The organism is Luteimonas lutimaris (genome assembly GCF_039537065.1).
GTDB lineage: Bacteria > Pseudomonadota > Gammaproteobacteria > Xanthomonadales > Xanthomonadaceae > Luteimonas > Luteimonas lutimaris.
On record NZ_BAAAZU010000030.1, the window covers coordinates 21267 to 46061 of the forward strand.

22 protein-coding genes are annotated in these 24795 nt (G+C 65.5%); 14 read left to right on the forward strand and 8 right to left on the reverse strand.

Annotation, left to right across the window (positions count from 1 at the left end):
- Window positions 1-79: 79 nt before the first annotated feature.
- The gene (locus ABD679_RS13205; RefSeq protein WP_344760461.1) at window positions 80-1324 is read right to left on the reverse strand and encodes a threonine/serine exporter family protein; all 1245 of its coding nucleotides are present in this window, start codon (window positions 1322-1324) and stop codon (window positions 80-82) included.
- A gap of 153 nt (window positions 1325-1477) precedes the next feature.
- Here ABD679_RS13205 and ABD679_RS13210 point away from each other — a divergent pair, with 153 nt between their 5' ends.
- From ABD679_RS13210 to ABD679_RS13230, 5 genes are all read left to right on the forward strand, one after another.
- Window positions 1478-2593, forward strand: a complete 1116-nt coding sequence (locus ABD679_RS13210) for an ABC transporter permease (RefSeq protein WP_344760463.1) — start codon at window positions 1478-1480, stop codon at window positions 2591-2593.
- A 76-nt stretch (window positions 2594-2669) separates the two neighbouring features.
- Complete coding sequence (locus tag ABD679_RS13215; RefSeq protein ID WP_344760464.1) at window positions 2670-3497, forward strand: ABC transporter ATP-binding protein; 828 nt, start codon at window positions 2670-2672, stop codon at window positions 3495-3497.
- Between the two features lie 105 nt (window positions 3498-3602).
- Window positions 3603-4529, forward strand: a complete 927-nt coding sequence (locus tag ABD679_RS13220; protein WP_344760465.1) for an MlaD family protein — start codon at window positions 3603-3605, stop codon at window positions 4527-4529.
- Window positions 4530-4546: 17 nt separating this feature from the next.
- Window positions 4547-5236 (forward strand): ABC-type transport auxiliary lipoprotein family protein, encoded by a 690-nt coding sequence (locus ABD679_RS13225; protein WP_344760466.1) that lies wholly within the window; start codon window positions 4547-4549, stop codon window positions 5234-5236.
- Window positions 5237-5358: 122 nt separating this feature from the next.
- Entirely contained in the window at window positions 5359-7008 is a 1650-nt protein-coding gene (locus tag ABD679_RS13230; protein WP_344760467.1) for an electron transfer flavoprotein-ubiquinone oxidoreductase, read from the forward strand.
- Between the two features lie 207 nt (window positions 7009-7215).
- Here ABD679_RS13230 and ABD679_RS13235 read toward each other — a convergent pair whose 3' ends face one another.
- The 7 genes from ABD679_RS13235 to ABD679_RS13265 form a co-directional block, all read right to left on the reverse strand.
- Window positions 7216-9552: a reprolysin-like metallopeptidase gene (locus tag ABD679_RS13235; RefSeq protein WP_344760468.1), complete on the reverse strand. Its 2337-nt coding sequence runs from the start codon at window positions 9550-9552 to the stop codon at window positions 7216-7218.
- Between the two features lie 117 nt (window positions 9553-9669).
- Entirely contained in the window at window positions 9670-10302 is a 633-nt protein-coding gene (locus ABD679_RS13240; RefSeq protein ID WP_344760469.1) for a CoA transferase subunit B, read from the reverse strand.
- A complete protein-coding gene (locus ABD679_RS13245; RefSeq protein ID WP_344760470.1) occupies window positions 10302-11024 on the reverse strand; it encodes a CoA transferase subunit A in 723 nt (240 codons plus the stop codon). Before ABD679_RS13245 ends, ABD679_RS13240 begins: the two co-directional genes overlap by 1 nt.
- Before the next feature lie 108 nt (window positions 11025-11132).
- Window positions 11133-11645, reverse strand: coding sequence for a hypothetical protein (locus ABD679_RS13250; protein ID WP_344760471.1), 513 nt, complete (start codon window positions 11643-11645; stop codon window positions 11133-11135).
- A 104-nt stretch (window positions 11646-11749) separates the two neighbouring features.
- A complete protein-coding gene (gene cysN, locus ABD679_RS13255; RefSeq protein ID WP_344760472.1) occupies window positions 11750-13648 on the reverse strand; it encodes a sulfate adenylyltransferase subunit CysN in 1899 nt (632 codons plus the stop codon).
- Window positions 13648-14559, reverse strand: a complete 912-nt coding sequence (cysD, locus tag ABD679_RS13260) for a sulfate adenylyltransferase subunit CysD (RefSeq protein ID WP_344760473.1) — start codon at window positions 14557-14559, stop codon at window positions 13648-13650. Before cysD ends, cysN begins: the two co-directional genes overlap by 1 nt.
- A 39-nt stretch (window positions 14560-14598) precedes the next feature.
- Window positions 14599-16380, reverse strand: coding sequence for an SLC13 family permease (locus tag ABD679_RS13265; protein WP_344760474.1), 1782 nt, complete (start codon window positions 16378-16380; stop codon window positions 14599-14601).
- Window positions 16381-16738: 358 nt separating this feature from the next.
- Between ABD679_RS13265 and ABD679_RS13270 the strand changes: the two genes are divergently transcribed.
- From ABD679_RS13270 to ABD679_RS13310, 9 genes are all read left to right on the forward strand, one after another.
- Window positions 16739-17626: a sulfotransferase domain-containing protein gene (locus ABD679_RS13270; RefSeq protein WP_344760475.1), complete on the forward strand. Its 888-nt coding sequence runs from the start codon at window positions 16739-16741 to the stop codon at window positions 17624-17626.
- A gap of 102 nt (window positions 17627-17728) precedes the next feature.
- The gene (locus tag ABD679_RS13275; RefSeq protein ID WP_344760476.1) at window positions 17729-18475 is read left to right on the forward strand and encodes an electron transfer flavoprotein subunit beta/FixA family protein; all 747 of its coding nucleotides are present in this window, start codon (window positions 17729-17731) and stop codon (window positions 18473-18475) included.
- Between the two features lie 100 nt (window positions 18476-18575).
- A complete protein-coding gene (locus ABD679_RS13280) occupies window positions 18576-19517 on the forward strand; it encodes an electron transfer flavoprotein subunit alpha/FixB family protein (RefSeq protein ID WP_344760477.1) in 942 nt (313 codons plus the stop codon).
- A complete protein-coding gene (gene wecB / locus ABD679_RS13285; RefSeq protein WP_344760479.1) occupies window positions 19514-20683 on the forward strand; it encodes a non-hydrolyzing UDP-N-acetylglucosamine 2-epimerase in 1170 nt (389 codons plus the stop codon). Before ABD679_RS13280 ends, wecB begins: the two co-directional genes overlap by 4 nt.
- 115 nt (window positions 20684-20798) lie before the next feature.
- Window positions 20799-21677 (forward strand): glycosyltransferase family 2 protein, encoded by an 879-nt coding sequence (locus ABD679_RS13290; protein ID WP_344760480.1) that lies wholly within the window; start codon window positions 20799-20801, stop codon window positions 21675-21677.
- A gap of 77 nt (window positions 21678-21754) precedes the next feature.
- The gene (locus ABD679_RS13295; protein ID WP_344760481.1) at window positions 21755-22423 is read left to right on the forward strand and encodes a class I SAM-dependent methyltransferase; all 669 of its coding nucleotides are present in this window, start codon (window positions 21755-21757) and stop codon (window positions 22421-22423) included.
- Window position 22424: 1 nt separating this feature from the next.
- Entirely contained in the window at window positions 22425-22955 is a 531-nt protein-coding gene (locus tag ABD679_RS13300; protein WP_344760482.1) for an acyltransferase, read from the forward strand.
- A complete protein-coding gene (locus ABD679_RS13305) occupies window positions 22948-23382 on the forward strand; it encodes a GtrA family protein (protein ID WP_344760483.1) in 435 nt (144 codons plus the stop codon). Before ABD679_RS13300 ends, ABD679_RS13305 begins: the two co-directional genes overlap by 8 nt.
- Window positions 23379-24794 (forward strand): hypothetical protein, encoded by a 1416-nt coding sequence (locus ABD679_RS13310; RefSeq protein WP_344760484.1) that lies wholly within the window; start codon window positions 23379-23381, stop codon window positions 24792-24794. The genes ABD679_RS13305 and ABD679_RS13310 overlap by 4 nt, the downstream gene beginning before the upstream one ends.
- The last annotated feature ends 1 nt before the right edge of the window (window position 24795 follow it).

The window sequence follows — 24795 nt, forward strand, 5'->3', positions numbered from 1 at the left end:
ATTTGCCGCAGGATCAAAAGCTCGCGGCTGAAGCCGCTCCTACAAAATCCCGGCGTCTCCAGATCCCCAATCCCGGCCGTCATAGATTCCGCCGCGTCGGCAGCAGCAAATTGCCGAACAGCAGCCCGGCGATCAGCGCCAGCAGGATATTGATCACCGCCAGCGCCGCCTGCTGACCGGCGGCGAAGTCCTGCTGCTGGATCAGGGTCAGCACGCCGCGCACGCTGGAACTGCCGGGGACCATCAGGATGATGCCGGGCACGCGCACCAGTGCGCCCGGGCGCTGGGTCCAGCGCGCATAGGCGTTGCCACCCGCGGTCAGCACCAGCGCGGCGACGAAGATCCCGACCGGGCCACCCCAGTCGTCGCCCACCACGCGCGTGATCACGTAGCCAGACATCGCCGCGACGATCACCAGCGGCCAGTCGCGGCGCGCGGCGCGGAACAGCACCGCGAACGCCAGCCCGCCGGTGGCCAGCGCGCACCATTCCACCCAGTGCGGCTGCGGCCGCAGCGCGCGCACGTGCGGCTCGATGCCCAGCGCCTGCGCGGCCATCAGCGCGATCATCGTGCCGACGGTCAGCTTGAGCATCGTGCTCATCGCGCCCGCGATCCGCGCCATGCCCGACACCAGGTGCTGGCTGGTCAGCTCGTTGAAGGCGTTGGTCAGCGTCATGCCCGGCATCAGCACGATGAGCGCGGCGATGATCACGGTATTGAGGTTCAGCGGCCCCACCAGCGCGGCCACCGCGATCGCCACGGTGGCCGCGACCATCGACGACAGCGCCTCGCTGGCCTCGCGCAGCCGCGGCCGCGTCGACGAGGCCCAGTCGATCGCGCCCACCAGCACGCCGATCGCGCCGGCGGTGGCGATGTCCAGCCATGGCAGGCGCAGCAGGCCGGCCACGCTCGCCGCCGACAGGCCGAAGGCCAGCGCGCGCAGCACCTGGTCCCGGCGCCGCGCGGGGCGGTCAAGCGCGCGCAGCGCGGCGTAGCCTTCGGCCAGGCCGATCCGCTCGGCCATCACGTCCTCGGCGATGCGGTCGGCCTCGCACAGCTTGGCCAGGTCGTCATCGCCGGGCGGCACGCGGATCACGCGGGTGGTGTCGCTTTCGCCGGCCGGCCGGGTCGGGTCGCTGAAGGTCAGCACCATGCCGGTCGGGTTCGCCATCGGCTCGCAGTCCAGCCCCAGCGTCTGCGACACCGACACCAGCGCGCCCTCGAGGCGCTGGGCGGTGGTGCCGTAGGTATGCAGGCGCTCGGCCAGCTCGACCACGAAGGCGATGCGGGCGGCGTAGCCGATGTGCTGGAAGGAGGAGGCCATCGGCAAAGGATCGCACGCAGGCGTGGCCGCCGGCACCCATCGCGTGCGCAAGGGCGTGTCGCCGCCCGTCACGACGGGCTTGGTAGCCTGTATGCTCGCCGCCATCGCGTACCGCGGGGCGACCCCTGCAGCACACGGAGCACGCAACGGCACATGGGCGCCCCCCGCGGCAACGCACCCGCCATCGACACCGATCCGGACAGCGGCCGGCTGCGTCTGCGCGGGCAGTGGACGCTGGAACACGCCGTGGCCGTCGGCAGGATGCTGCGCGACGACCTGGGCAAGGTGGAATCGGTCGACGCCACCGGCGTGGACCGCCTCGATTCAGCCGGCGTGCTGCAGTTGCTGCGCTTCGCCCGGCGACAGGGCATCGATTACGACGCCTTCGCGTTCCGCGAGGACCACCACGCGCTGGTGGAAGCCATCGAGGACGTGGCCGACGACCGCCCGAAGAAAAAGCGCGACTATGGCGTCCAGGCCGCGCTGGCGCGGCTGGGCTTCGCGGTCACCGACAACTGGAACGAGATCATCGCCCTGGTCAGTTTCCTGGGCGAGAACCTGGTCAAGCTCGGCCGCACCGTCATGCAGCCGCGCCGGCTGCGCATCACCTCGGTCGTGCACCACATGGAGCAGGTCGGCCTGGACGCGGTGCCGCTGGTGGCGCTGCTGTCGTATCTGGTGGGCGCGGTGATCGCGTTCCTCGGCTCGACGATCCTGGCCGACTTCGGCGCCACGATCCTGGTGGTGGAGCTGGTCAACATCGCCTTCCTGCGCGAGTTCGGCGTGCTGCTGACCGCGATCCTGCTGGCCGGCCGCACGGCCAGTGCGTTCACCGCGCAGATCGGCGCGATGGTCAGCCGCGAGGAGGTCGATGCGATCCGCACCCTGGGCCTCGACCCGATCGACCTGCTGGTGATCCCGCGTGTGCTGGCGCTGCTGATCATGCTGCCGCTGCTGACCTTCATCGCCATGATCGCCGGCCTGCTCGGCGGCATGTCGGTGGGCGCATTCAGCCTCGACATCCCGCCGCAGGCCTATTTCGCGCGCATGCACGACACCATCGAGCTGCGGCACTTCCTGGTGGGCATGTCGAAGGCGCCGGTCTTCGCCATCGTGATCGGCCTGATCGGCTGCCTGGAGGGGCTGCAGGTCCAGGGCACGGCGCAGTCCGTGGGCGAGCGCACCACCTCGAGCGTGGTGCAGACGATCTCGCTGGTGATCATCATCGACGCGCTGGCGGCGATCTGGTTCATGCATGTGGGGTGGTGATCGTGGAGCCGGAATTCGGGATTCGGGATTCGGGATTCGAGAACGCGCACGACGCAAATGCGGCGGAGGCTTTGCTTTGACGAATCCCGAATCCCGAATCCCGAATCCCGATGATCGCGAAGCGATCATCTCCGTCCGCGGCCTGGTCAACCGCTTCGGCGAGCAGGTCGTGCACGAGAACCTCGACCTGGACGTGATGCCCGGCGAGATCCTCGGCGTGGTCGGCGGCTCCGGCACCGGCAAGTCGGTGCTGATGCGCTCGATCCTCGGCCTGCGCCGGCCCAACGCCGGCAGCATCGAGGTGCTTGGCGCGGATGCGCTGGCCGATGACGCCGACAGCCGCCTGCACATCGAACGCAGCACCGGCGTGCTGTTCCAGGACGGCGCGCTGTTCTCCTCGCTCACCGTCGGCGAGAACGTGCAGGTGCCGCTGAAGGAGCACAACCCGGAGTTGCCCGACAGCTGGCGCTACGAGCTGGCGTTGCTGAAGGTCAAGCTCGCCGGCCTGCCCGCCGACGCGATCGACAAGCTCCCCTCGCAGCTGTCCGGCGGCATGCGCAAGCGCGCGGGCCTGGCACGCGCACTGGCGCTGGACCCGCCGCTGCTGTTCCTCGACGAACCGACCGCGGGCCTGGATCCGATCGGCGCCAACGCCTTCGACAACCTGATCCGCACCCTGCAACAGGCGCTGGGGCTGACGGTATTCCTCATCACCCACGACCTCGACACCCTGTACGCTATCTGCGACCGCATCGCGGTGCTGGCCGACAGGAAGGTGGTTGCGGTGGGCCCGATCGAGGACATCGAACGCCTTGACCATCCCTGGGTGCGCGAGTATTTCAACGGCCCCCGCGGGCGCGCGGCGCGAGAGGCCAAGGTCGGCGCTTCGGAGTCGGAGCATTGATGAACGCCCTCCCCCGCCAGCCTGGCCCTGCTTCTTTCTTCACCCGGACCCCCACCGTGCCTTGCGAATCCCCAATCCCGAATCCCGAATCCCGGCTTTGACACCATGGAAACCAAGGCCAACTACGTCCTGATCGGCGCGTTCACCATCCTGGTGACGCTGTTCCTGCTCGGCTTCGGCCTGTGGGCGGCAAAGTATTCGTCCGACAAGAGCTGGCGCGAGTACGACGTGATCTTCCGCGAGCCGGTCACCGGCCTGACCGACGGCAGCAGCGTGCAGTACAACGGCATCGCCATCGGCACCATCGACAGCCTGAAACTGGCGCCCAACGACCCACGCGCGGTGATCGCGCGGCTCAAGCTGCAGGCCGACGCGCCGATCAAGACCGACACCCGCGCCAAGCTGTCGATGACCAGCCTCACCGGCAGCCCGATCATCCAGCTCACCGGCGGCGACCCCAACAGCCCGCGCCTGACCGAGACGCCCGGGCACGAGGTACCGATCATCCAGACCGAGCCTTCCGCGCTGCAGAACATCGCCGATACCGCCAACCGGCTGGTCGAGCGCCTGGACCAGGTACTCAGCGAGGAAAACGTCGCACGCATTTCCGGCACGCTGGAGAACATCGAGTCGCTGACCGGCTCGATCGCCGACGAGCGCGAGGACCTGACGGCCCTGGTCGCCAACGCGCGCAAGGCCAGCGAGCAGCTCAACACCACGCTCGACAGCACCAACCGCGCGATCAGCGACGTCGATCGCGAGTTCGTGCAGAAGCTGCCCGGCCTGGTCGCGCGGCTGGACAGCACGCTGTCCCGGCTGGATTCGGCCGCCGGCGGCGCCAACGACATCCTCAACGAGAACCGCGGCGCGATCCAGAGCTTCGCCAACGACGGCCTGTCGCAGCTGGGCCCGACGCTGGCCGAGCTGCGCACGCTGATCCGCGACCTGCGCCGCATCAGCGACCGGCTGGAGGGCAACCCGACGCGGTTCCTGCTCGGCCGCGACGCGCCCAAGGAGTTCGAACCGGAATGAAGACGGAAGGAACAGCCATGCAGCCGCCGATGACCGGCCGCACCCGCCAATCCGCGCACGCGCGCGCCTCCCTGGCCCCGCAGGCCCGTGCCGCCGTGCTCGCGCTCGTCTGCGGCCTGCTCGCCGGCTGTTCCCTGCTCGGCGGCGGCAACCAGCGCGAATCGTCCACCATCTACGCGCCGGATCCGCGCGTCGCGCCGGACCCGGCGTGGCCGTCGGCGGACTGGCAGCTGACGATCAGCCCGGCCTCTGCGGCGCGCATGATCGACAGCCTGCGCATCGCCGTGCGCCCCGTGCCGGCCGAGGTCCAGGTCTACAAGGGCGCCAGCTGGTCGAAGCCGCCCACGCAGATGCTGGAGGACTCGATCCTGCGCACGCTGGAAGACTCCGGCAAGCTGCGCGCGGTCGCGCGGCAGGGCCGCGGCATCGAGGGCGACTACCGGCTGGTCATGGACCTGCGCCGGTTCGAAGCCGAATACGCCGGTGCGGCGGTGCCCTCGGCGACGATCGAGGTCAGTGCCAAGCTGCTGCACCCGGTCGACCGGCAGGCGGTAGCCTCACGTACGTTCCTGGTCGCCGAGCCGGCGGTCGGTACCGCGGTGCCCGAGGTCGTGTCCGCCTTCGACACGGCGCTGGCCGAGGCCTCGCGCCAGATCGCAGGCTGGGTCCTGGCCAGCGGCGCGCAGCACGAGCAGCAACCGCACTGAGGCCACGCGCGCGTCGCCGCCGCCACCTGCGGCGGCCGCCCTGCCCGGCGACAAGCACCCGCCGGTTTGGCGCTTGCGGCGCAAACCCGCGACAATCGGCGCACGCAGAACAGGCCGCCGACATGAGCGAACCCAACGACCAGCCGCGCGACAGCGCTCCCGAGACCGAACGCGATGTCATGGAGTACGACGTCGTCACCGTGGGCGCGGGACCGGCAGGGCTGTCGTTCGCGATCCGCCTCAAGCAGCTCAACCCGGAGCTGTCGGTCTGCGTGATCGAGAAGTCCAGCACCATCGGCGCGCACATCCTGTCCGGCGCAGTGATCGAGCCGGAGCCGCTCGACGCCCTGCTCCCGGGCTGGCGCGACAACCCGCCGCCGATCTGCGTGCCGGTGACCGAAGACGAGTTCTGGTACCTGACCAGGACTGGCGGCTACAAGTCGCCGATCGTGCCGCCCGGCATGCACAACAAGGGCAACTTCATCGTCAGCCTCGGCGCCATGTGCGCCTGGCTGGCCCCGCAGGCGGAAGCGTTGGGCGTGGAGATCTACCCCGGCTTCTCCGCCGCCGAAACCCTGCATGACGACAGCGGCACCGTCATCGGCGTGCGCATCGGCGACATGGGCGTGGCCAAGGACGGCTCGCACAAGCCCGGCTACACCGCCGGCATCGACATCCACGCGAAGGTCACGGTGCTGGCGGAAGGCGCGCGCGGCCACCTGACCAAACGGCTGGTGAAGCGCTTCGACCTCGACCGCGACAGCGACCCGCAGGCCTACTCGATCGGCATCAAGGAACTGTGGCAGGTGCCGGCCGGGCGCGTCAGCCCCGGCAAGGTCGTGCACTCGCTCGGCTGGCCGGCGGATACCAGGACCTACGGCGGCAGTTTCCTCTACCACCTGGACGGCGACCGCATCGCGCTGGGCTACGTCAGCGGCCTCGACTACAGCGACCCGGAATACAAGCCGTGGGAAGCCTTCCAGCAGTGGAAGAACCACCCGACGGTCGCACCGCTGCTCGAGGGCGGCAACATCCTCTCGGCCGGCGCGCGCGCCATCGTCACCGGCGGCTGGCAGTCGCTGCCGAAAGTGGAAATGCCCGGCGCGCTGCTGATCGGCGACACCGCCGGCCTGCTCAACGTGCCGAAGATCAAGGGCACCCACCAGGCGATCCGCAGCGGCATGCTGGCCGCCGGGCACCTGGTCGACTCGCTGTCGGCCGAAGGCTTCGACGCGAAACTGCGCGCCTCCGACGCGATGGCCGAACTGCGCAAGGTGCGCAACATCAAGCCCGGCTTCAAGAAGGGCCTGTGGTTCGGCCTGGCCAATGCCGGCTGGGAAACCGTCACCGCCGGCCTGTCACCGTGGACGCTGAAGGTGACCCCAGACTGGTCGTCGCTGCACAAGCTCGGCCAGCAGGAAGAACCCAAACGCGACTACGTCCAGCGTACCCTGCCCCCGCGCGACCGCCTGGCCGGCGTGTACTTCGCCGCCACCGAACACGACGAGGACCAGCCGGTGCACCTGAAGGTCGCCGACACCGACCTCTGCGTCACCCGCTGCGTCGAGGAATACGGCAACCCCTGTACCCGCTTCTGCCCCGCCGCCGTCTACGAGATCGTCGAGGACGCCGCCTCGGAGCACGGCAAGCGCCTGCAGATCAACGCCGCCAACTGCGTCCACTGCAAGACCTGCGACATCAAGGACCCCTACGAGATCATCACCTGGGTGACGCCGGAGGGGGGTGCGGGGCCGAATTACCAGAATCTGTAGCTGTTACCCCGTGAGCTGGATGACTTCGCAATGCGCATTCAGCGCTGGCACATTGACATGCGTTCCAGCCGGGCGTCGCGCCAAATCCCGCACCAAACTCACGGCCAAGTGTTGCGCATATGGCTCTGCGATCAGATCATCTTGTCCAACAATAAAGCGGGCGCCATCGGCGCCCGCCCATACCGCCAGAATCAGGCCTCAACGAACCTAGTCCTGCACTTCCCAATCCAGGTTCGTGATAGCCGTGACGGACTGCTGAGTAGCTGGATTACCACCCTTCCAGTACACGTTTCTGCCGTTCTTCGAGTTTCGCCAGAAAATGTCCGACCTACCGTCGCCATCGTAGTCGCCGATGGCGACCGGACTCCAGTCGAGATTGACGACCCCCACCGCCTGTTGTGAACTGGAGTTCGCGGACTTCCAGATAGTTGTCTTGCCCGTTATCCGATGGCGCCAGAGCATGTCCGAGCTCGAGTCACCATTGAAGTTCCCGATACCGACGATCTCCCAATTCTTGTCCGAAACCGATGTCACGGATTGCCGATTGCCGGAATTGCCTCGCTTCCAGATCGTGCTCTTGCCCCCAGCACGCGTATACCAAAGGATGTCGTCGAATCCGTCGCCATCAAAGTCACCGACGCCGGCCACCATCCAGGACAGGCTGACAGTTGTCGTACTCATCTGGCTCGCAGAATCACCAGATCGCCATATCGTATTCGCCCCATTGGAAGTCTTGCGCCAGAGGATATCCGACTTGCCGTCGCCATCGAAATCACCGACTCCGGCGACGATCCACGATTTGTCGGTGACGTTGTCAATGTCCTGCTGGGTATCATAATTGCCGGATTTCCAGATCGCATTGGCGCCCGTGGTGGAGTTTCGCCACAGGATGTCCGCCTGCCCATCGCCATCGAAATCACCATTACCCACGACCTTCCAAGCTTGGCTCGTCACCGTCGTCATCGGCTGCTGGGTCGCGTAGTCGGCGGACAACCAGATTGCGTTCGCGCCGTTCCTGCGATTGCGGAATACCAGATCGGACTTCCCGTTGCCATCGACATCATTGCGCACGAAACCCGCGGGAATCACAGTTTCCCTGAACTGCGCCACAACCGGCATCGACTGGTTCATGCTGCGCGCGTTGTCCGACTTGTTGGCAACACCGGTCGGCCGGCCGTCGTACTTGATGGCAGGGTTGGCGAAGTAACGGATCCCGGTCTGGTTACCGTCCTCGTGCGGGTACGACATCACGGTGTAGAAGCCCGTCGACGAGCTTTCCCGGTAGCCGAACGAGTATTCATGCAGGCCATACGACAGATTGCCGTCGTCGTCCTTGCTGTCCTCTTCGTTGTGCGCCTGGCCCATGTTGTGGCCCAGCTCGTGGGCCAGGGTTTCCTGGCTGCAACCGTAGGTGTAGCCGTCGTCCTCGTCCTTGTCGTTGCCGTCGCTGACGACCGAATAGCCGAACGGCTCATCCTGTGCGCTGATCCCGCTCTGCTCGCTGCCGATCAGCCATGCGATGCCGCAGCCGTTGTTCTGCGGCGTGCGGAACGCGCGCACCAGCGAAACGAGGTCGGCACCGACTTCGTCGCGCATCTCGCGCAGTTCCTTGAACGCGGGGTCGACGTCGATCGGGCCGCCATCCTCCCCCGCCTCGTAGCCGGTCAGCTTCTGCAGCGCATCGCTGTTGTCGGTGTCGTCCGCATAGTTGACTTTCAGGGTCTTGACCAGGCGGATGCGCATATTGACGCCGCTGTTGGCATAGGCGTCGTTGGCGATCGCCGCCATGTTCACCAGCCGGGTGACCGCGCCGGACTCGCTGCCGATCCCGGTCACGAATCCCGGCGTATAGCCAAGCAGGACGTCCACCACCGCGGCCGACGCGGAGGCATTGGCCATCACGGGAGCCGACAACGCGGTCGTCGCAGAGGCCGTCCGCGCCGCCATGGCACCGGCCATCGCCGGCGGCAGCAGCTGGTCGCCGGCGTCACGGCGCGGCATCCCGTTCATGCCGGCGAGCTTGCTGCGGTCGGTCTGTACCAGCCAGGGCTGCCCGGCGCTCGTCCTCAGGCTCAGGCTGTCGGTAGCGCCCTGCGGGATCACGCCGAACACGGCCTTTTCGCCGAAGGTGATCACCGCGCTGGCGCCCTCGGCGTTTCGGCCGATCCAGGTCCAGTTGCCGTCCTTGCCCTCTTCATGGCGTTCGTACGTCAGGCGGATGGGTTCGCCGTCCGGGGTGTTGATCACCATCTCGCCGGTGCGCATCGCGTTGAGTGCGTGCGCTTCGCTGATCGCGACCGGATAGGCCGAATACGCGCCGCTGTGCGTGGCCGGGCGGCTCTTTTCATAGGCGAGCAGTTCGCCGCGGTCCGGAAGCGACGCCACGCCCGACATCGGCGCGCGCGACGTGAACGCGGCGCCCGCATGGGCCATCAGTGCACTGTCGGCAACCGTTGCCCCGGCCTTGGCGGTGGCGGGGTCCTGATCGGACGAGCAGCCCGCCAGCAAGCCGAGCACGATGCCCGCAGTCAGGTAGTTACGCATGGGGGAGTTCCTCAGGTAAGGCAGATTCAGCCGGAGTTTGCCTGAAGAATACCGGAAAGCACGGTACGCAGATCGCGGTTCCGGCATGGCGACCCCGCCATGCCGGCATTCACGGGCTCAGGCCTGGCTGAACGCAACCCCGGTCTTCTGCTTCACCTCTTCCAGCTCCACGCCCGGCGCCAGCTCCTGCAGCACCAGCCCGTCGCCGGTCACGTCGAACACGGCCAGGTCGGTGATGATCCGGCTCACCACGCCCACGCCGGTCAGCGGTAGCGTGCATTCAGGGAGGATCTTGGACTCGCCCTTCTTCGTGCAGTGCTCCATCAGCACCACCACCCGCTTGACCCCGGCGACCAGGTCCATCGCCCCGCCCATGCCCTTGACCATCTTGCCGGGCACCATCCAGTTGGCCAGGTCGCCCTGGTCGGTGACTTCCATCGCGCCGAGGATCGCCAGGTCGATGTGGCCGCCGCGGATCATGGCGAACGAGTCGTGGCTGCCGAAGTAGCTGGCGCCGGCGCGCGCGGTGACGGTCTGCTTGCCGGCGTTGATCAGGTCGGCGTCGATCTCGTCCTCGGTCGGGAACGGACCGATGCCGAGCAGGCCGTTTTCCGACTGCAGCCACACGTCCACGCCGTCGGGGATGTAGTTGGCCACCAGCGTCGGCAGGCCGATGCCGAGGTTGACGTACATGCCGTCTTCCAGTTCACGGGCGGCGCGCTGCGCCATCTCTTCGCGGGTCCAGGCCATCACTTCACCTCCTGGCGGACGGTGCGCTGTTCGATGCGCTTCTCGGGAGTCGGGTTGTGCACGATGCGGTCGACATAGATGCCGGGCAGGTGCACGTGGTCGGGGTCGATGGCGCCGATCTCGACGACCTCCTCCACCTCGACGATGCAGGTCCTGCCCGCCATCGCGCAGGCCGGGTTGAAGTTGCGCGCGGTCTTGCGGAACAGCAGGTTGCCGGCCTGGTCGGCCTTCCAGGCCTTGACCAGCGCCACGTCGGCGACCAGCGCGGTCTCGAGCACGTAATGGCGGCCGTCGATCTCGCGCGTCTCCTTGCCTTCGGCGACCACGGTGCCGTAGCCGGTGGCGGTGAAGAACGCCGGGATCCCCGCGCCACCGGCGCGCAGGCGCTCGGCCAGGGTGCCCTGCGGGTTGAATTCCAGCTCAAGCTCGCCGGCCAGGAACTGGCGCTCGAACTCCTTGTTCTCGCCCACGTAGGACGAAATCATCTTCTTGATCTGGCGCGTGCCCAGCAGCTGGCCGAGGCCGAAACCGTCGACGCCTGCGTTGTTGGAGATCACGGTCAGGCCCTTCACGCCCGAGTCCCGCAGCGCGGCGATCAGCGCCTCCGGGATGCCGCACAGGCCGAAACCGCCGACCGCGAGGGTCTGCCCATCCGCCACCGCGCCCTGCAGCGCCGCTTCGGCGCTGGCGAACACCTTGCCCTTGCGGGTGCCTTCGACCATGAACTCGCTCCTGGGGGAAACCGCACCATTCTAGCTTGGGCGTGGAGGAGCCTGGCACTGTCCTTTCGACCAATGGCGAGGGAGCGATGAGATGACCTGCTCGGGTAATCAACCCGCTTCGCTCTCCTCTGCCTTTGGCACCGGCCAGCTCAGGAAAATCCGCCCCACCGCAGCAGGGTTGCGCGCCTTGACATCCATACCCGGCGTCACCGTGACAATGACGGTTCCGTAACGCGGCTTCGCGAACTTCGCCCGGATGTTGCCGTTGTCCATCTCCTTGCGGTCACGCAGGGTGAAGCCAGCTGCCGTCATGGACTTCTCGACGCTGGCGAATGTCGTGCCCTGATCGCCTTCGAGATATTCCATGCCTACGCGACGGCGGTCGCGCCTTCCGTCCTTGTCCAGGACCCGATCACCTCGCACGTGATAACGGAAGTTCAGCTGGACGCCCTCCGGCAGCGGCTCCTCCAGCGCGCCCCGTGCCGGCTTCTCCACCACTTGCTCGACAGGTGCGGCCGGCGATTCGTCGGCTTCGGTTGCCGCGTCCGGAGTTGGCTGCTGTGAGCAGCCGGCAACCAGCATGGTCAACAGCGCGAAGATCGAAGCTGTCTTGATGTTCATCTCGTGTGATCTCTATGGGAGGTCGTGGAAAGTAATGTCGTGAATCATGGGAAGCAACATGGACCGGGCGGAGCGGGATATCGCTGTCCGGACAGCACAGGATGTCAGTTCAAGAGCAGGGATCGAACCAGCGCGTCGGCCAAGGTTCCAGCATCATTCAGGGTTGTGTCCAGGACGTGTTCCGCATGGTCGGGACGCTCGTACTCCGAGTCGATGCCGGTGAAGTTCTTGATATCTCCGGCTCGCGCCTTGGCGTACAGGCCCTTGACGTCACGTTGCTCGGCCACATCCAACGGCGTGTCGACGAACACCTCGACGAACTCCCCTTCCCCGAACATCCCGCGCGCCATCTGGCGCTCAGCCCGGAATGGCGAGATGAAGCTCACCAGCACGATGAGCCCGGCATCGACCATCAGCCTGGCGACCTCAGCCACCCGGCGGATGTTTTCTACCCGATCCTCGTCCGTGAACCCCAGATCCTTGTTGAGGCCATGGCGAACATTGTCGCCATCCAAGATGTAGGTGTGATGTCCCATCGCCAGCAGGCGTTTCTCCACCAGGTTCGCAATCGTGGATTTGCCGGACCCCGACAAGCCGGTGAACCACACGCAGCGCGGCAGCTGGTGCTTGATCCTCGCCCGTGCGGCCTTGTCGACATCGACATGTTGCCAATGGATGTTGCCCGCCCGGCGCAGGGCGAAATCCAGCACGCCCGCGGCCACTGTGCCATTGCTCTGGCGATCGATCAGGATGAATGCTCCCAAGTCCCGATTGCTTGCGTATGGCTCGAACGCGACCGGCTGGTCTAGGTAGATGTTGCAGTAGGCGACCTCGTTCAACTCCAGGTGCTTGGCCGCCAATTCTTCCTGGGTGTTGACGTCGATCTTGTGCTTGATCTCGGTAATCTGGGCACCAACCGTCCGGGCACCGATCTTGAGCCAGTAGGTGCGACCCGGAAGCAACGCCTGCTCCCCCAGCCACAACAGGTGCGTGGCGAACTGGTCCGCCACCTCAGGCGGGCTTGCCCCGAGTGCGATGACATCACCACGGCTTGCATCGATTTCATCCGCCAGCGTCAGGATCACCGCCTGCCCAGGAGCGGCACGATCCAGGTTGCCATCGGCCGTCACGATCGCCGAGACGGCGCTGCGCTGTCCCGAAGGCAGCACGACGACCTCATCGCCCACGCTGACCGGCCCCGAGGTCACGGTGCCTGCGAACCCGCGGAAGTCCTGGTTCGGTCTGCAGACCCACTGGACCGGCAGGCGGAATGCACCATCATGCGGATTCCGGTCCACGACGACGGCTTCAAGGTGCTCAAGGAGCGATGGCCCTGCATACCACGGCGTGGCTGCAGACGCTTCGAGCATGTTGTCCCCCCGCAGCGCGGAAAGCGGGATGCAGGTGACGCAGGGGATTCCGAGCTGCGTTGCCAGCGCACGGTAACTGTCCGCGATGTCAACGAATACCGACTCGTCGTAGTCGACGAGATCCATCTTGTTGACGGCCAGCACCACATGACGGATACCAAGCAGGGACAGAATGTAACTGTGCCGCCGCGTCTGTGTGAGCAGACCCTTGCGCGCGTCCACCAGCACGATGGCAAGGTCCGCCGTCGATGCGCCCGTGGCCATGTTGCGGGTGTATTGCTCGTGTCCGGGGCAATCCGCAACGATGAACTTTCGCTTCTCCGTTCCGAAAAACCGGTAGGCAACATCGATCGTGATGCCTTGCTCGCGTTCTGCCGCCAGCCCGTCCACGAGCAGGGCGAAGTCAATTTCACCGTTCTGCGTGCCATGCCGGAGGCTGTCCGACTCCAGTGCCGCGAGCTGGTCGTCCAGCAAGAGCTTCGTGTCATGCAGCAAACGGCCAATCAGCGTGCTCTTGCCGTCGTCGACGCTGCCGCAGGTGATGAACCGCAGCATGCTCTTCGTTTCGTGCTGCTGCAGATAGGAGGCGACTGCATCCTCGGCGGCAGCCCGTTCCAGCCGGATGTCGTTCATCAGAAGTAACCTTCCTGCTTCTTCTTTTCCATCGACGCGGAAGGGTCGTGGTCGATCACCCGTCCCTGTCGTTCGGACGTGGTGGCCACCAGCATTTCGGCGATGATCTGCTCAAGCGTTTCTGCTTCGGATTCGATGGCACCGGTAAGCGGATAGCACCCAAGCGTCCGGAAGCGAACCTTCTTGAGCATCGGCGTTTCGCCTTCGCGCAATGGCAAGCGGTCATCGTCCACCATGATCAATGCCCCGTCGCGCTCCACCACCGGACGCTCGCGTGCGAAGTAGAGCGTGGGCACGGGGATGCTTTCGCGAAAAATGTAAAGCCACACGTCCAGTTCGGTCCAGTTCGAGATCGGAAACACGCGAACCGACTCACCCTTGTGGATCCTCGTGTTGTACAGGCTCCACAACTCGGGGCGCTGGTTCTTCGGATCCCACCGATGCTGGGCATTGCGGAAGCTGAAGATCCGCTCCTTGGCACGCGACTTCTCTTCATCTCGGCGCGCACCACCGATCGCGGCATCAAAGCCCCACTTGTCGAGGGCCTGCTTCAATCCTTGCGTCTTCATTACATCGGTGTGAACCGTGGCCCCATGGCTGATCGGCCCGACTCCCTGCGCAAGCCCCTCGGGATTGACGTGCACCCGGAGTTCCACCCCGGTTTCGTTGGCCCGGCGATCACGGAACTCGATCATCTCGCGGAATTTCCAGCCGGTATTCACATGCAACAGCGGGATGGGTGGCCGCGCGGGGTGGAATGCCTTGAGCAACAGGTGCAGCAGCACTGAACTGTCCTTGCCGACCGAATACAGCATCACCGGCTTCTGGAACTCGGCGGCCACTTCACGGAGGATGTGGATGCTCTCGGCCTCGAGCCTGTCAAGGTGGGATAGGGATGGGATGTCAGTCATGGCTGGGGCTGCCGAAAAGATGAATTCTAGGGGGCGCCGTCAAAACGGCCAAATCCGCGTGATCGACCAGAGTACGGCCACACCCACGACCAGCGATAGCGGCCCCCCCACGCGCAGGTAGTCGGTAAAGCGATAGCCGCCCGGGCCATAGATCATGAGATTGGTCTGGTAGCCGATCGGACTCACGAACCCGGCGGAAGCTCCCATCATCACCGCCATCACGAACGGCATCACATCGACGCCGAGCTGTTGCGCGGCCGATATGCCGATGGGGAACATCAGGACGGCAGCGGCGTTGTTGGTCAGGACTTCGGTGAACAGGACGGCAGCGATGTAGACCAGGACTAGAGTCCAGAACGGCTCTGCGCCAGCCCACCCCTTCAGCCCCCCGGCGACGACAGCCGCGACGCCGCTGTGGTCGATTGCCGCGCCCAGCGCGAATGAGAATGCAATCACCACAAGCAATCGCAAGTCGAAGCTCCTGCGCAGCTCAATCAAACTCACGCACCGCGTCAGAATGCTCGCCAACGCTGCCACCAGCGCGGAGATGAGAATATCGACCCCGAACACGGTATTGGCAACGACCATCATCGCCACGATGAGCAATACGGTGATGGCGCCCTGTCGATCGATCTTTGCACCCCGACCGATCTCGCTGACAATCAGGAACTCCGTGGAGCCACCATGGCGGCGCGCAAAACCGGCATCCGTTTCCACCAGCAGGGTGTCACCCGCCTGCAGGACGACATCGCCGAGCTTGCTGTGCAGGCGCTGCCCACGGCGGGAGATCGCGATCACAGCAGCGTTGTAGCGGCTGCGGAAGGCCGATTCGACCAAGGTTTTCCCTACCGCCGGTCCGAAGCTCGACAGCACAACCTCCAGAAGGGTGCGCCGTCCGCCCGCATCATTGATCTTGAAAATCTGTTCGGTGGCGAGGCACAGGCCGGAGATATCGCGCAACTCGTGCACTGCATCCGCCTCCCCTACGAAGACCAGGCGATCGCCTGCATGCAGCTCGATGTCCGGGCCCACCGCAGGGTGCACTTGCCCATCCCGGACCAGCTCCAGCAGGAATGAGCCCTCAAGGTGACGCAGCCCCGCGCTGCCGATGGTCTGCCCTGCCACGGCGCCATTGGCCTCCACCAACATCTCCACCGCGTACTCGTGGATCTCGGACTCCGCCTGTTGCAATGCCGATCGGCGCTCCGGCAACAGCCAGCGCCCGACCGTCAGCAAGTAGATGGCACCAGCAACCGCGGCGGCGGCCCCCACGCCAAGCGGCGTGAACATGTGCAATGGACGGATCCCCGCCTGCAGCACCAAACCAGCGACGATCAAGTTCGTGCTCGTGCCTACAAGCGTGCACATGCCGCCGAGAATCGTGGCGTAGTTCATCGGCAAGAGGAGTTTGGACGGCGAGACCCCGCTGCGCGGACTCCAGTGCTCGACGGCCGAGGTGAGCATGGCCACCACCGGCGTGTTGTTGATGAAAGCGCTGAGCGGCGCACAGATGGTGACCAGCCGTGCCTGGGCGGGAAACTCACCGCGCGGACGTCCCAGGATCCAGTCGCCGATCCAGCGGATCGCTCCCGTGGTCTTGAGCGCGGCGACGAGCACGAACAACAGCGCCACCGTGAGCACGCCGGGGTTCCAGAATCCCGCGAGCCCCTCGGTCGGCGTCAGCACGCCCGTGGCGACCAAGACGATGGCTGCCGCACCGAGCACCTTGTCGGGACTGAAACGCTCCCACAGCAATGCGGCGAGCGTCGACAGCGTCACGGCGACTGTCAACCACCCCTGCCAACCAAGTTCGTCCAGCATCCTCAGCCCAAGTGAAAAGCGGTTCAGGCTCCTGAATCCATCCACGAAGGATGAGGTGCAGCGAAACCCGACGGCAGAGTTTACAGCCTGTTGCGCCGCTACCTGCCAGTAGCACTGGTGCGAAGACGTATCGAGAGGCCGAGTCCGGACACCACATCCGGAAACGGGCGCTCGACCTGCGGCGCGCCACGGACAAGGCCACAACCGCCCCAGAGACGCGGGCAAGGCCTGGCCGCCGCAGTCAGGTATAGTCGCCAGCCCGTGACGACTCTTGGGCTGTCCTGACCGTATCGGCAGGGCCACAGGACAACCCACCGCCCCCGGTCGGAACGATCAACCAGAATTTCGAGAACCATTGGTGACCTGGCAGCTTGCGTTCAACCGCTACATCCACGCCCCTCGTGATGCGTGGCCGCGGGACAAGCCATTGCAGGCCCGCAAGCTGGAGGAGTACAGCGCGCGCCAGTGCGAAAGTGCCGACCTGTCCCTGGCCCGCCTGGCAGAACAGGTTTGGGCCGCGGCGCGGCGACGGACCCGCGCGGGCACGCCTACCCTGTTCCTCGTGAATTGCGGCAGCTCCGGATCCCATTGGGTGGAAGCGATGCTTTCGCAGTTGCCAGGCGTCCATGCCTGTGGCGAAGTCTACGTCCCGCCGCAACTCGGCAGCGAGCTTCAACAAGGGCGTCCGCAGGACCGTGCGACGTTCCTTGACGCCCTCCACCAGGTGCACGTGGAAAACGCTGCCAGAACCGCCGATACCGACGTACTGATCAACTCCGCGCACAGTTGGAACCCACACGACCTCATGGGCGACACGGCCGTGGTGGTTGGCCTGGTCCGGGACCCCTTGGACGTCGCCATGTCCCGCACCTTCCGCAAACCGAAATTGCGCAGGCATCTTACGCAGACCGCCAGCGATGCGGAGTACCTCGACACCAACATCGCCATGGTCGAAAAGTTCTACCGCTCGATGCTGCGCCGCAAACCCGCGCACATGGTGCGGTACGAGGATGTCCGCGATCGTGCCGTCGAGCCACTCGGCAGACTGGCATCGCTGCTGGGGCGACCAACGCCACCGGAACGGCTGGAGGCGATCGCTGCGAGCCATTCGGCCGGTGCGCAGAGCGCAAGCGGCCGCAGGCTCAGCAACGTCTACCGCGGCGGGGAAGCCCCTGTGCCGCCTGGCCTGTTCGACCACGCCACCCGGCGGCTCGAACGCATTCGCAAGGATCTCGGCTACGCCTGATGCGCCATCGGTCCGGGTAACGCGTCCGCGCGCTGCCGGTTAGAATGGGCGGCTGAATCCCCGGCGACCGGTGCCGGCCCACCCCTAAAGGACTCTGCGACGATGAAGATCCTCGTTGGCTACAAGCGCGTGGTGGACTACAACGTCCGCATCCAGGTCAAGCCGGACGGCTCCGGCGTGGTCACCGACGGCGTCAAGCTGTCGGCCAACCCTTTCGACGAGATCGCGCTGGAAGAGGCCCTGCGCCTGCGCGACAAGGGCATCGCCACCGAGGTGGTGGTCGCCACCATCGCTCCCGCCGACGCCCAGGCCCACCTGCGCAACGGCCTGGCCATGGGCGCCAACCGCGCCATCCACGTGGTCAGCGACCAGCCGATCCAGCCCCTGACCGCCGCCCGCGCCCTGCTCAAGCTGGTCGAGAAGGAACAGCCGGACCTTGTGATCCTGGGCAAGCAGGCCATCGACGACGACGCCAACCAGACCGGCCAGATGCTGGCCACGCTGTGGGGCCGGCCGCAGGCGACCTTCGCCAGCAAGCTCGAGGTCGCCGACGGCAAGGCCACGGTGACCCGCGAGGTCGACGCCGGTCTGGAGACGCTGGAAGTCGACCTGCCCGCGGTCGTCACCACCGACCTGCGCCTGAACGAGCCGCGCTTCATCAAGCTGCCCGACATCATGAAGGCCAAGTCCAAGCCGCTGGAAAGCATTCCGTTCGCGGACCTCGGCGTGGACTCCGGCGACACGCTCAAGACCACCCACTACGCCCCGCCGCCCAAGCGCAGCCGCGGGGTTATGGTCAAGGACGCGGCCGAACTGGTTGCCGCCCTGAAGGCCAAGGGCCTGCTGTAGGGCGAGTCTCGACCCGCCACGGTCCGCAGATTTTCACCACGACCATTTCCGGAAATTCCAATGGCGGGCCAAGACCCGCCCTACGTTGCAAGGATCATCCATGAGCAAAGTCCTGATCGTCGCCGAACACCTCGACGGCAAGCTCAACACCTCCACCGCCAAGTGCGTGTCCGCCGCGCAGGCGTTGTCGCCGGAAGCCATCGACATCGTCGTGCTGGCCGCCGACCCGGTCGCCGTCGCCGCCGAGGCCGCACAGATCGACGGTGTGGCGAAGGTGCTCACGGTCGCCAACGACGCCAACGCGAACGCCATCGCCCAAGTGCTGGCACCGCAGGTGGCCAGGCTGGCCGAAGACTACAGCCACGTGTTCGGCCCCAGCACCACCTTCGGCAAGGACCTGATGCCGTGCGTCGCCGCCCTGCTCGGCACCGCGCAGGTCTCGGACGTGATGGCCGTCGAAAGCAGCTATACATTCAAGCGGCCGATCTACGCCGGCAACGCGATCATTACCGTTGAAGCGCCGGCCGAGCACGTCGTCGTCGCCACAGTGCGCACCGCTTCCTGGCCGGAGGCGGAGAAGGGCGGCAGCGCGCCGGTGGAAGCCGCCAGCGTCGAAGCCACCCTGCCCTCGCACACCCGCTACATCGGCCTTGCCGCCGGCGAATCCGACCGCCCAGACCTGCAGAGCGCCAAGCGCGTGGTCTCCGGCGGCCGCGGCGTCGGTTCGGAGGAAAACTTCAAGATCATCTTCGACTTCGCCGACAAGCTCGGCGCCGCCGTGGGCGCCTCGCGCGCCGCGGTCGACGCGGGCTACGTGCCCAACGAACTCCAGGTCGGCCAGACCGGCAAGATCATCGCCCCGGACCTGTACGTCGCCATCGGCATCAGCGGCGCTATCCAGCACCTGACCGGCATCAAGGACGCCGGCACGATCGTGGCGATCAACAAGGATGCCGAGGCGCCGATTTTCGAGATCGCGGACATCGGGCTGATCGGAGACCTGTTCAAGGTGCTTCCGGAACTCGAATCGGCCCTGGCATGACACAGGAGGACGGTACGTTGGGAAACATCAAGGTCATGGTCGTGTTCGGAACGCGGCCGGAAGCCATCAAGATGGCGCCGGTCGTATCCCGCCTGCGGGACACGCCGGGCGTGGATACCCTGGTGGCCGTCACCGCCCAGCATCGCCAGATGCTCGACCAGGTACTGGAGCTCTTCTCGATCACGCCCGACGACGACCTCGACGTGATGGAACCCGGTCAGACGCTGCCTGGGCTGTTCAACCGGATCCTCTCCGGAATGACCGGAGTGCTCGAACAGCGCCGGCCGGACCTCGTCCTCGTCCATGGCGACACCAGCACCACCTTCGCATCCGCTCTTGCGGCGTTTTACGCCAGGATCCCGGTCGGGCATGTCGAAGCGGGATTGCGAACCGGCAACTTGCACGCCCCTTGGCCGGAAGAAGCCAACCGGCGCCTGACCGCGCCGCTCACCAGCCTGCACTTCGCCCCCACGGAACGCTCCTCTGCGAACCTGTTGTCGGAGGGCACGCCCGCCTCCAGCGTCAGTGTCACAGGCAATACCGTGATCGACGCATTGCTGGACGTGGTGGACAAGATCGAGTCCCAGCCCGCATTGAGGGACGACTTGGCTGCCCGCTTCCCTTTCCTCGATCCAGCCAAGCGACTGGTCCTTGTCACCGGTCATCGTCGCGAGAACTTCGGCGACGGCTTCGAGCAGATCTGCGGCGCACTGGCCGAACTCGCCGATCGCGGGGACGTGCAGGTCGTCTATCCCGTCCACCTGAATCCCAACGTCCAGGAACCGGTCAAGCGCATCTTGGCGGACAAGCCCGGAGTCGTCCTGATCGAGCCCCAGGACTACCTACCGTTTGTTTACCTGATGTCGCGCGCGCACCTGATCCTCACCGATTCCGGCGGCGTGCAGGAAGAGGCGCCGTCATTGGGCAAGCCGGTGCTGGTCATGCGGGAAACCACGGAGCGACCTGAAGCCGTCGAGGCGGGGACGGTCCAGCTGGTAGGCACCGACCGCGCACGCATCGTCGCGGCGGCCACCCGCCTGCTCGATGAGCCCGAGGCCTACGAGGCAATGTCCAAGGCCCATAATCCCTATGGCGATGGCCGGGCCGCCGGGAGGATCGCCGCGGTGATCGCGCGATTCGCGGAAACCCTGCGCCCGGTACGCTGAGGCCATCCCCGCGTCATGCCGCATGGCGGCAAGGCATCGGGCGGGGCGGACTGGCCGCCCTCCATACCAAGCCGCACCACAATTGCGTGGTCACCCAAACAGGAATGACAACCCAGTGAACAATGCACCGAAGGTCAGCATCCTCGTTCCCTGCTACAACGAGGAGAATGCAATTTCCGAAACCGTCGAGCAGCTCGACGCTGCGCTCGCACCTTTGGGAGCCTTCGAGATCATTGCAATCAATGACGGTTCCACGGACCGCACGCTGGAGTGCCTCGATGCGCTGAAGGCCCGCTTTCCAAGGCTGCGTGTCGTCGACCATGATCGCAATCGCGGCTATGGCGCAGCCCTCAAGACCGGAATGCGCCATGCCGAGTCCGAAATGATCGCGATCACTGACGCGGACGGCACCTATCCGGTCAAGGACCTCCCCCACCTGGTGAACCTGTCCAAGGATTACGACATGGTCGTGGGGGCGCGCACAGGCGCCAATGTCACCTATTCCAAGATCCGGAAGATTCCGAAGTACTTCCTGCATGCCTGGGTGAACTGGATCGTGAACTTCAAGGTGCCTGACATCAATTCCGGCATGCGTGTCTTCCGCAAGGATATGGCGCAGAAGTTCGTTCGAATACTGCCCAACGGTTTCAGCTTCACGATCACGATCACGATCTCGTCGCTGCGCAACAATTATCGCGTCCATTACGAGCCGATCGACTACTACCAGCGCACAGGCAAGTCCAAGATCCATCCGATCAAGGACACCCTCCGGTTCCTCCAGATCATCGGGCGCACCGGCATGTACTTCGCCCCGTTGCGGATACTGACACCACTGATCGTGCTGCTCGGTCTTTGCAGCACTGCCAGCCTGGGATACGACACATTGGTGCTTCACGACCTGACGGAAAAATCCCTGGTACTGCTGATGTGCACCTTCAACGTCGCCATGTTCGCGATGTTGGCCGACATGATCGACAAGCGCAGCCAGATATGAACGTCCCCGCCGGCAGCGGCTTCGAATACCGCCACAACGCAGAGCACTACGAGGCGCAATCCAGGCTCGGCCACCTGATGGCCTATTACGCGTGGACCCTCGACCTGTTCGGCGACACGTTCGAAGGTCCTGCGGCGGATGCGGGCGCCGGATCCGGGCATTTTTCCGCCCTGCTGGCCCGGCACGTGCAGCCGCTGCTCCTGCTGGAGGGCGGCGAAGACAACCTGGCCACGCTGCGCGAGCGCTTCGCGGGCGACGACGCCGTGACGGTCGAAGACAGTGACCTGACCGACTGCGAGGCACAGCTGCGTCGGCACGGCATCCGGAGCATCTTCACCCTCGACGTGCTCGAACACCTCCCGGACGATGTCGCGGCCCTGAAGCAGTTCCACGCCGCGCTGCCGTCTTCCGGCAAGCTGTACATCAAGGTGCCCGCATTGCAGTGGCTCTATGGCCCGGTGGACGAAGCTTCGGGCCATTACCGGCGCTATACCCGCGCAAGCCTGCGCAGATCAGTCGAAGCCGGCGGGTTCCACGTCGACAGTTGCCGCTACATGAATCTGGCGGGTGTTCCTCCTTACTTCATCAAGTCCCGCATCCTCAAGCGCGCCGAGAACTTCTCGCGCACGTTCTCGATGGCGCAGATCCGGCGCATCCAGAAAGCCATTCCGATGCTCAGGCGCCTGGACCGACTGGTCGGGCCGCCGCTCGGGCTTTCGGTCGTTTGCGTGGCGACCAAGGCCTGACATGCGTTACCCGGTTGCCACCTACGCGCGGGCTGGCATCTTTTTCACGCTCTACGGACTGGTGAAGTACCTGCCGCCTCCCCTCGGCGACGCCTGCCGGTTTGCGGTACTCAAACTGTTCACCGCGTCGATCCGCAGCTGGAAGATCAAGGATGGCGTCACCGTCTGGTTCCCCGAAGGCGTCAGCATCGGCCGCAACGTCACCATCAATGAGCAAGTCTTCCTGGATGGTTTCGGCGGCCTGGAGATCGGCGATCATTGCCGTATCGCGCATGGCTGCTCGTTCCTCAGCGAGGACCACGTGTTCGACGACCCCGCAACGCCCATCTGGCAGCAGGGCAAGCGTACCGGCCGCGTCGTCCTGGAATCCGACGTCTGGCTGGGGTGCGGCGTACGCGTGCTTAGGGGAGTGACGATCGGCCACGGATGCGTGGTCGGCGCCAACTCCGTCGTGACCCGGGACCTCCCGCCGCTGTCGATCGCGGTTGGCGTCCCGGCCAGGATCGTCGGGCAGCGTGGCGAGAATGCGTGAAAGAACTGATCCCACCAACCGGCCGCCCGCGGCAGCGGGCCTGAAATCCCTGGCCGGGGAAGGCGTGCGCATGGGGTTACTCTCGCTGGCGAGCCTGGCCCTGGGATACGTGCTGACAGCCGGCATGACCGAACTCGGCGGGCTCGATCCCAAGGCCGCCTACGGCATCGCGGTCGTCATCTGCTCGATCCTCAACTTCTTTGGGTGCAGGCACCTGGTCTTCCGTGGGACGCGCGCGCCGCTCTGGCAGGAAGCCGCCAAGTTTTTTCCATCGGTCCTGTTGTTCCGCTTTTTCGAGGTCATCCTGTTTTCCGCACTGTTCACGGCGATCGACAGCTACCACGTCGCGTACTTTGCAACAGCCGCGATCTCGATGGCCGGAAAACTTCTCGTATCGAAGTTCTTCATCTTCAGGCGCCCGACATGAGCCAACCCACCAAGCTTTCCGTACACGCGGACAAGCACCCCTCGCGTCCGGCGCGGCTCCCGTTGGCCTGGGTCATCGTCGCGGCTGTCATCGTCGCCACGTTTTACCCCGGCATCATGTCCAACGACAGCATTGCTTCGCTCGAGCAGGCGCGGACCCTGGAGTTCACGAGCTGGCACCCGCCGATCATGGCGATCATCTGGAGCGTCCTTGACCGGATCGTCGAGGGGCCGGTACTCATGCTGGCGGTGCAAGCGGCACTGTATGCAATCGCCGCCGCGAAACTTTGCACAGAGGCGTTCCCGGGCCTAGTGCGGAAGTTCACACCGTGGCTCGTCATCCCGTTGTTTTCGCTGTTCCCGCCGGTCATGACCCTCAACGGCATGATCTGGAAGGACGTATGGATGTCGGCGCTGCTGCTGTTGGCATTGGCATACCTGTTCCGGATGGCCCGAGCGGATTCCTCCAAGAGCCGGCTGCATGCCTTCTTCGTCGTCCTGACGGGCTGCCTGTTTGCCACGGCATTCCGCCACAATGCAGTTGCGGCGACTGCCGGCCTGCTGGCCGGGGCGTTCTACTTCATGTGGCCGGATCTGCGCCCATGGCTGCGCCTGCTCCGGGCGTGCGTCTGCGGCGTGCTCCTGGCGATCGGACTCATGTTGCTGGTCTCGACGCTGGTCCGGCTGGTCGCCCAACCCGCCCACGTCACCACGCCGATTCTCATGCATGACATCGCGGGAATGATCGTCAATTCAAAGGAACCATGGCGCGCCGCCCGCGTGGCGCTGGCTGTATCACCGGCGCTTTCGGACACATCACCCCACGAGTTCACCCAGGCCATCAAGCGCCGCTACACGCCAGCCGCGGCGGGCCAGATACTGCGCACCTCCCGTCGTCCGGATGCACCCTTCGCGATCAACGTCTACCGGCTCGACCATGATGCCGACGCAGTCAAGCAGGCCTGGCTGGCATTGATCAAGGAGGAGCCGGCCGCCTACCTGACGCATCGCGCGAAAGCCTTCGCCTGCCTGCTGCAGCTATGCGACCGTCGGGAATGGGCACAGCACAGCTACATCCTCAATCCGCGGTACGTGGCGCCGGAGGGCAACGGGCCCATGCAGGGCACACTGCGCACCCTGCTGGTACGTCCGGGGACCGCCTGGATGTACTCACCGGCCTTCTGGCTTGCCCTGGTCCTTGCAGGCGGAGCCTACGGCCTGGCCAGGCCCCGCGAGCGCCCTCTTCTCGTGTTCATGGGCCTGAGCGGCCTGGGGCTCGCGGTTTCCCTGTTTTTCACCTCGCCGATCGAGAGTTATCGGTACATGCACTGGGTGGTCGTGATGGGATGGACCATGGCCTGGCTCCTCCTTGGTCGACTGTTGCAACCCAACCAAGCCGCATCACCAGATTAGT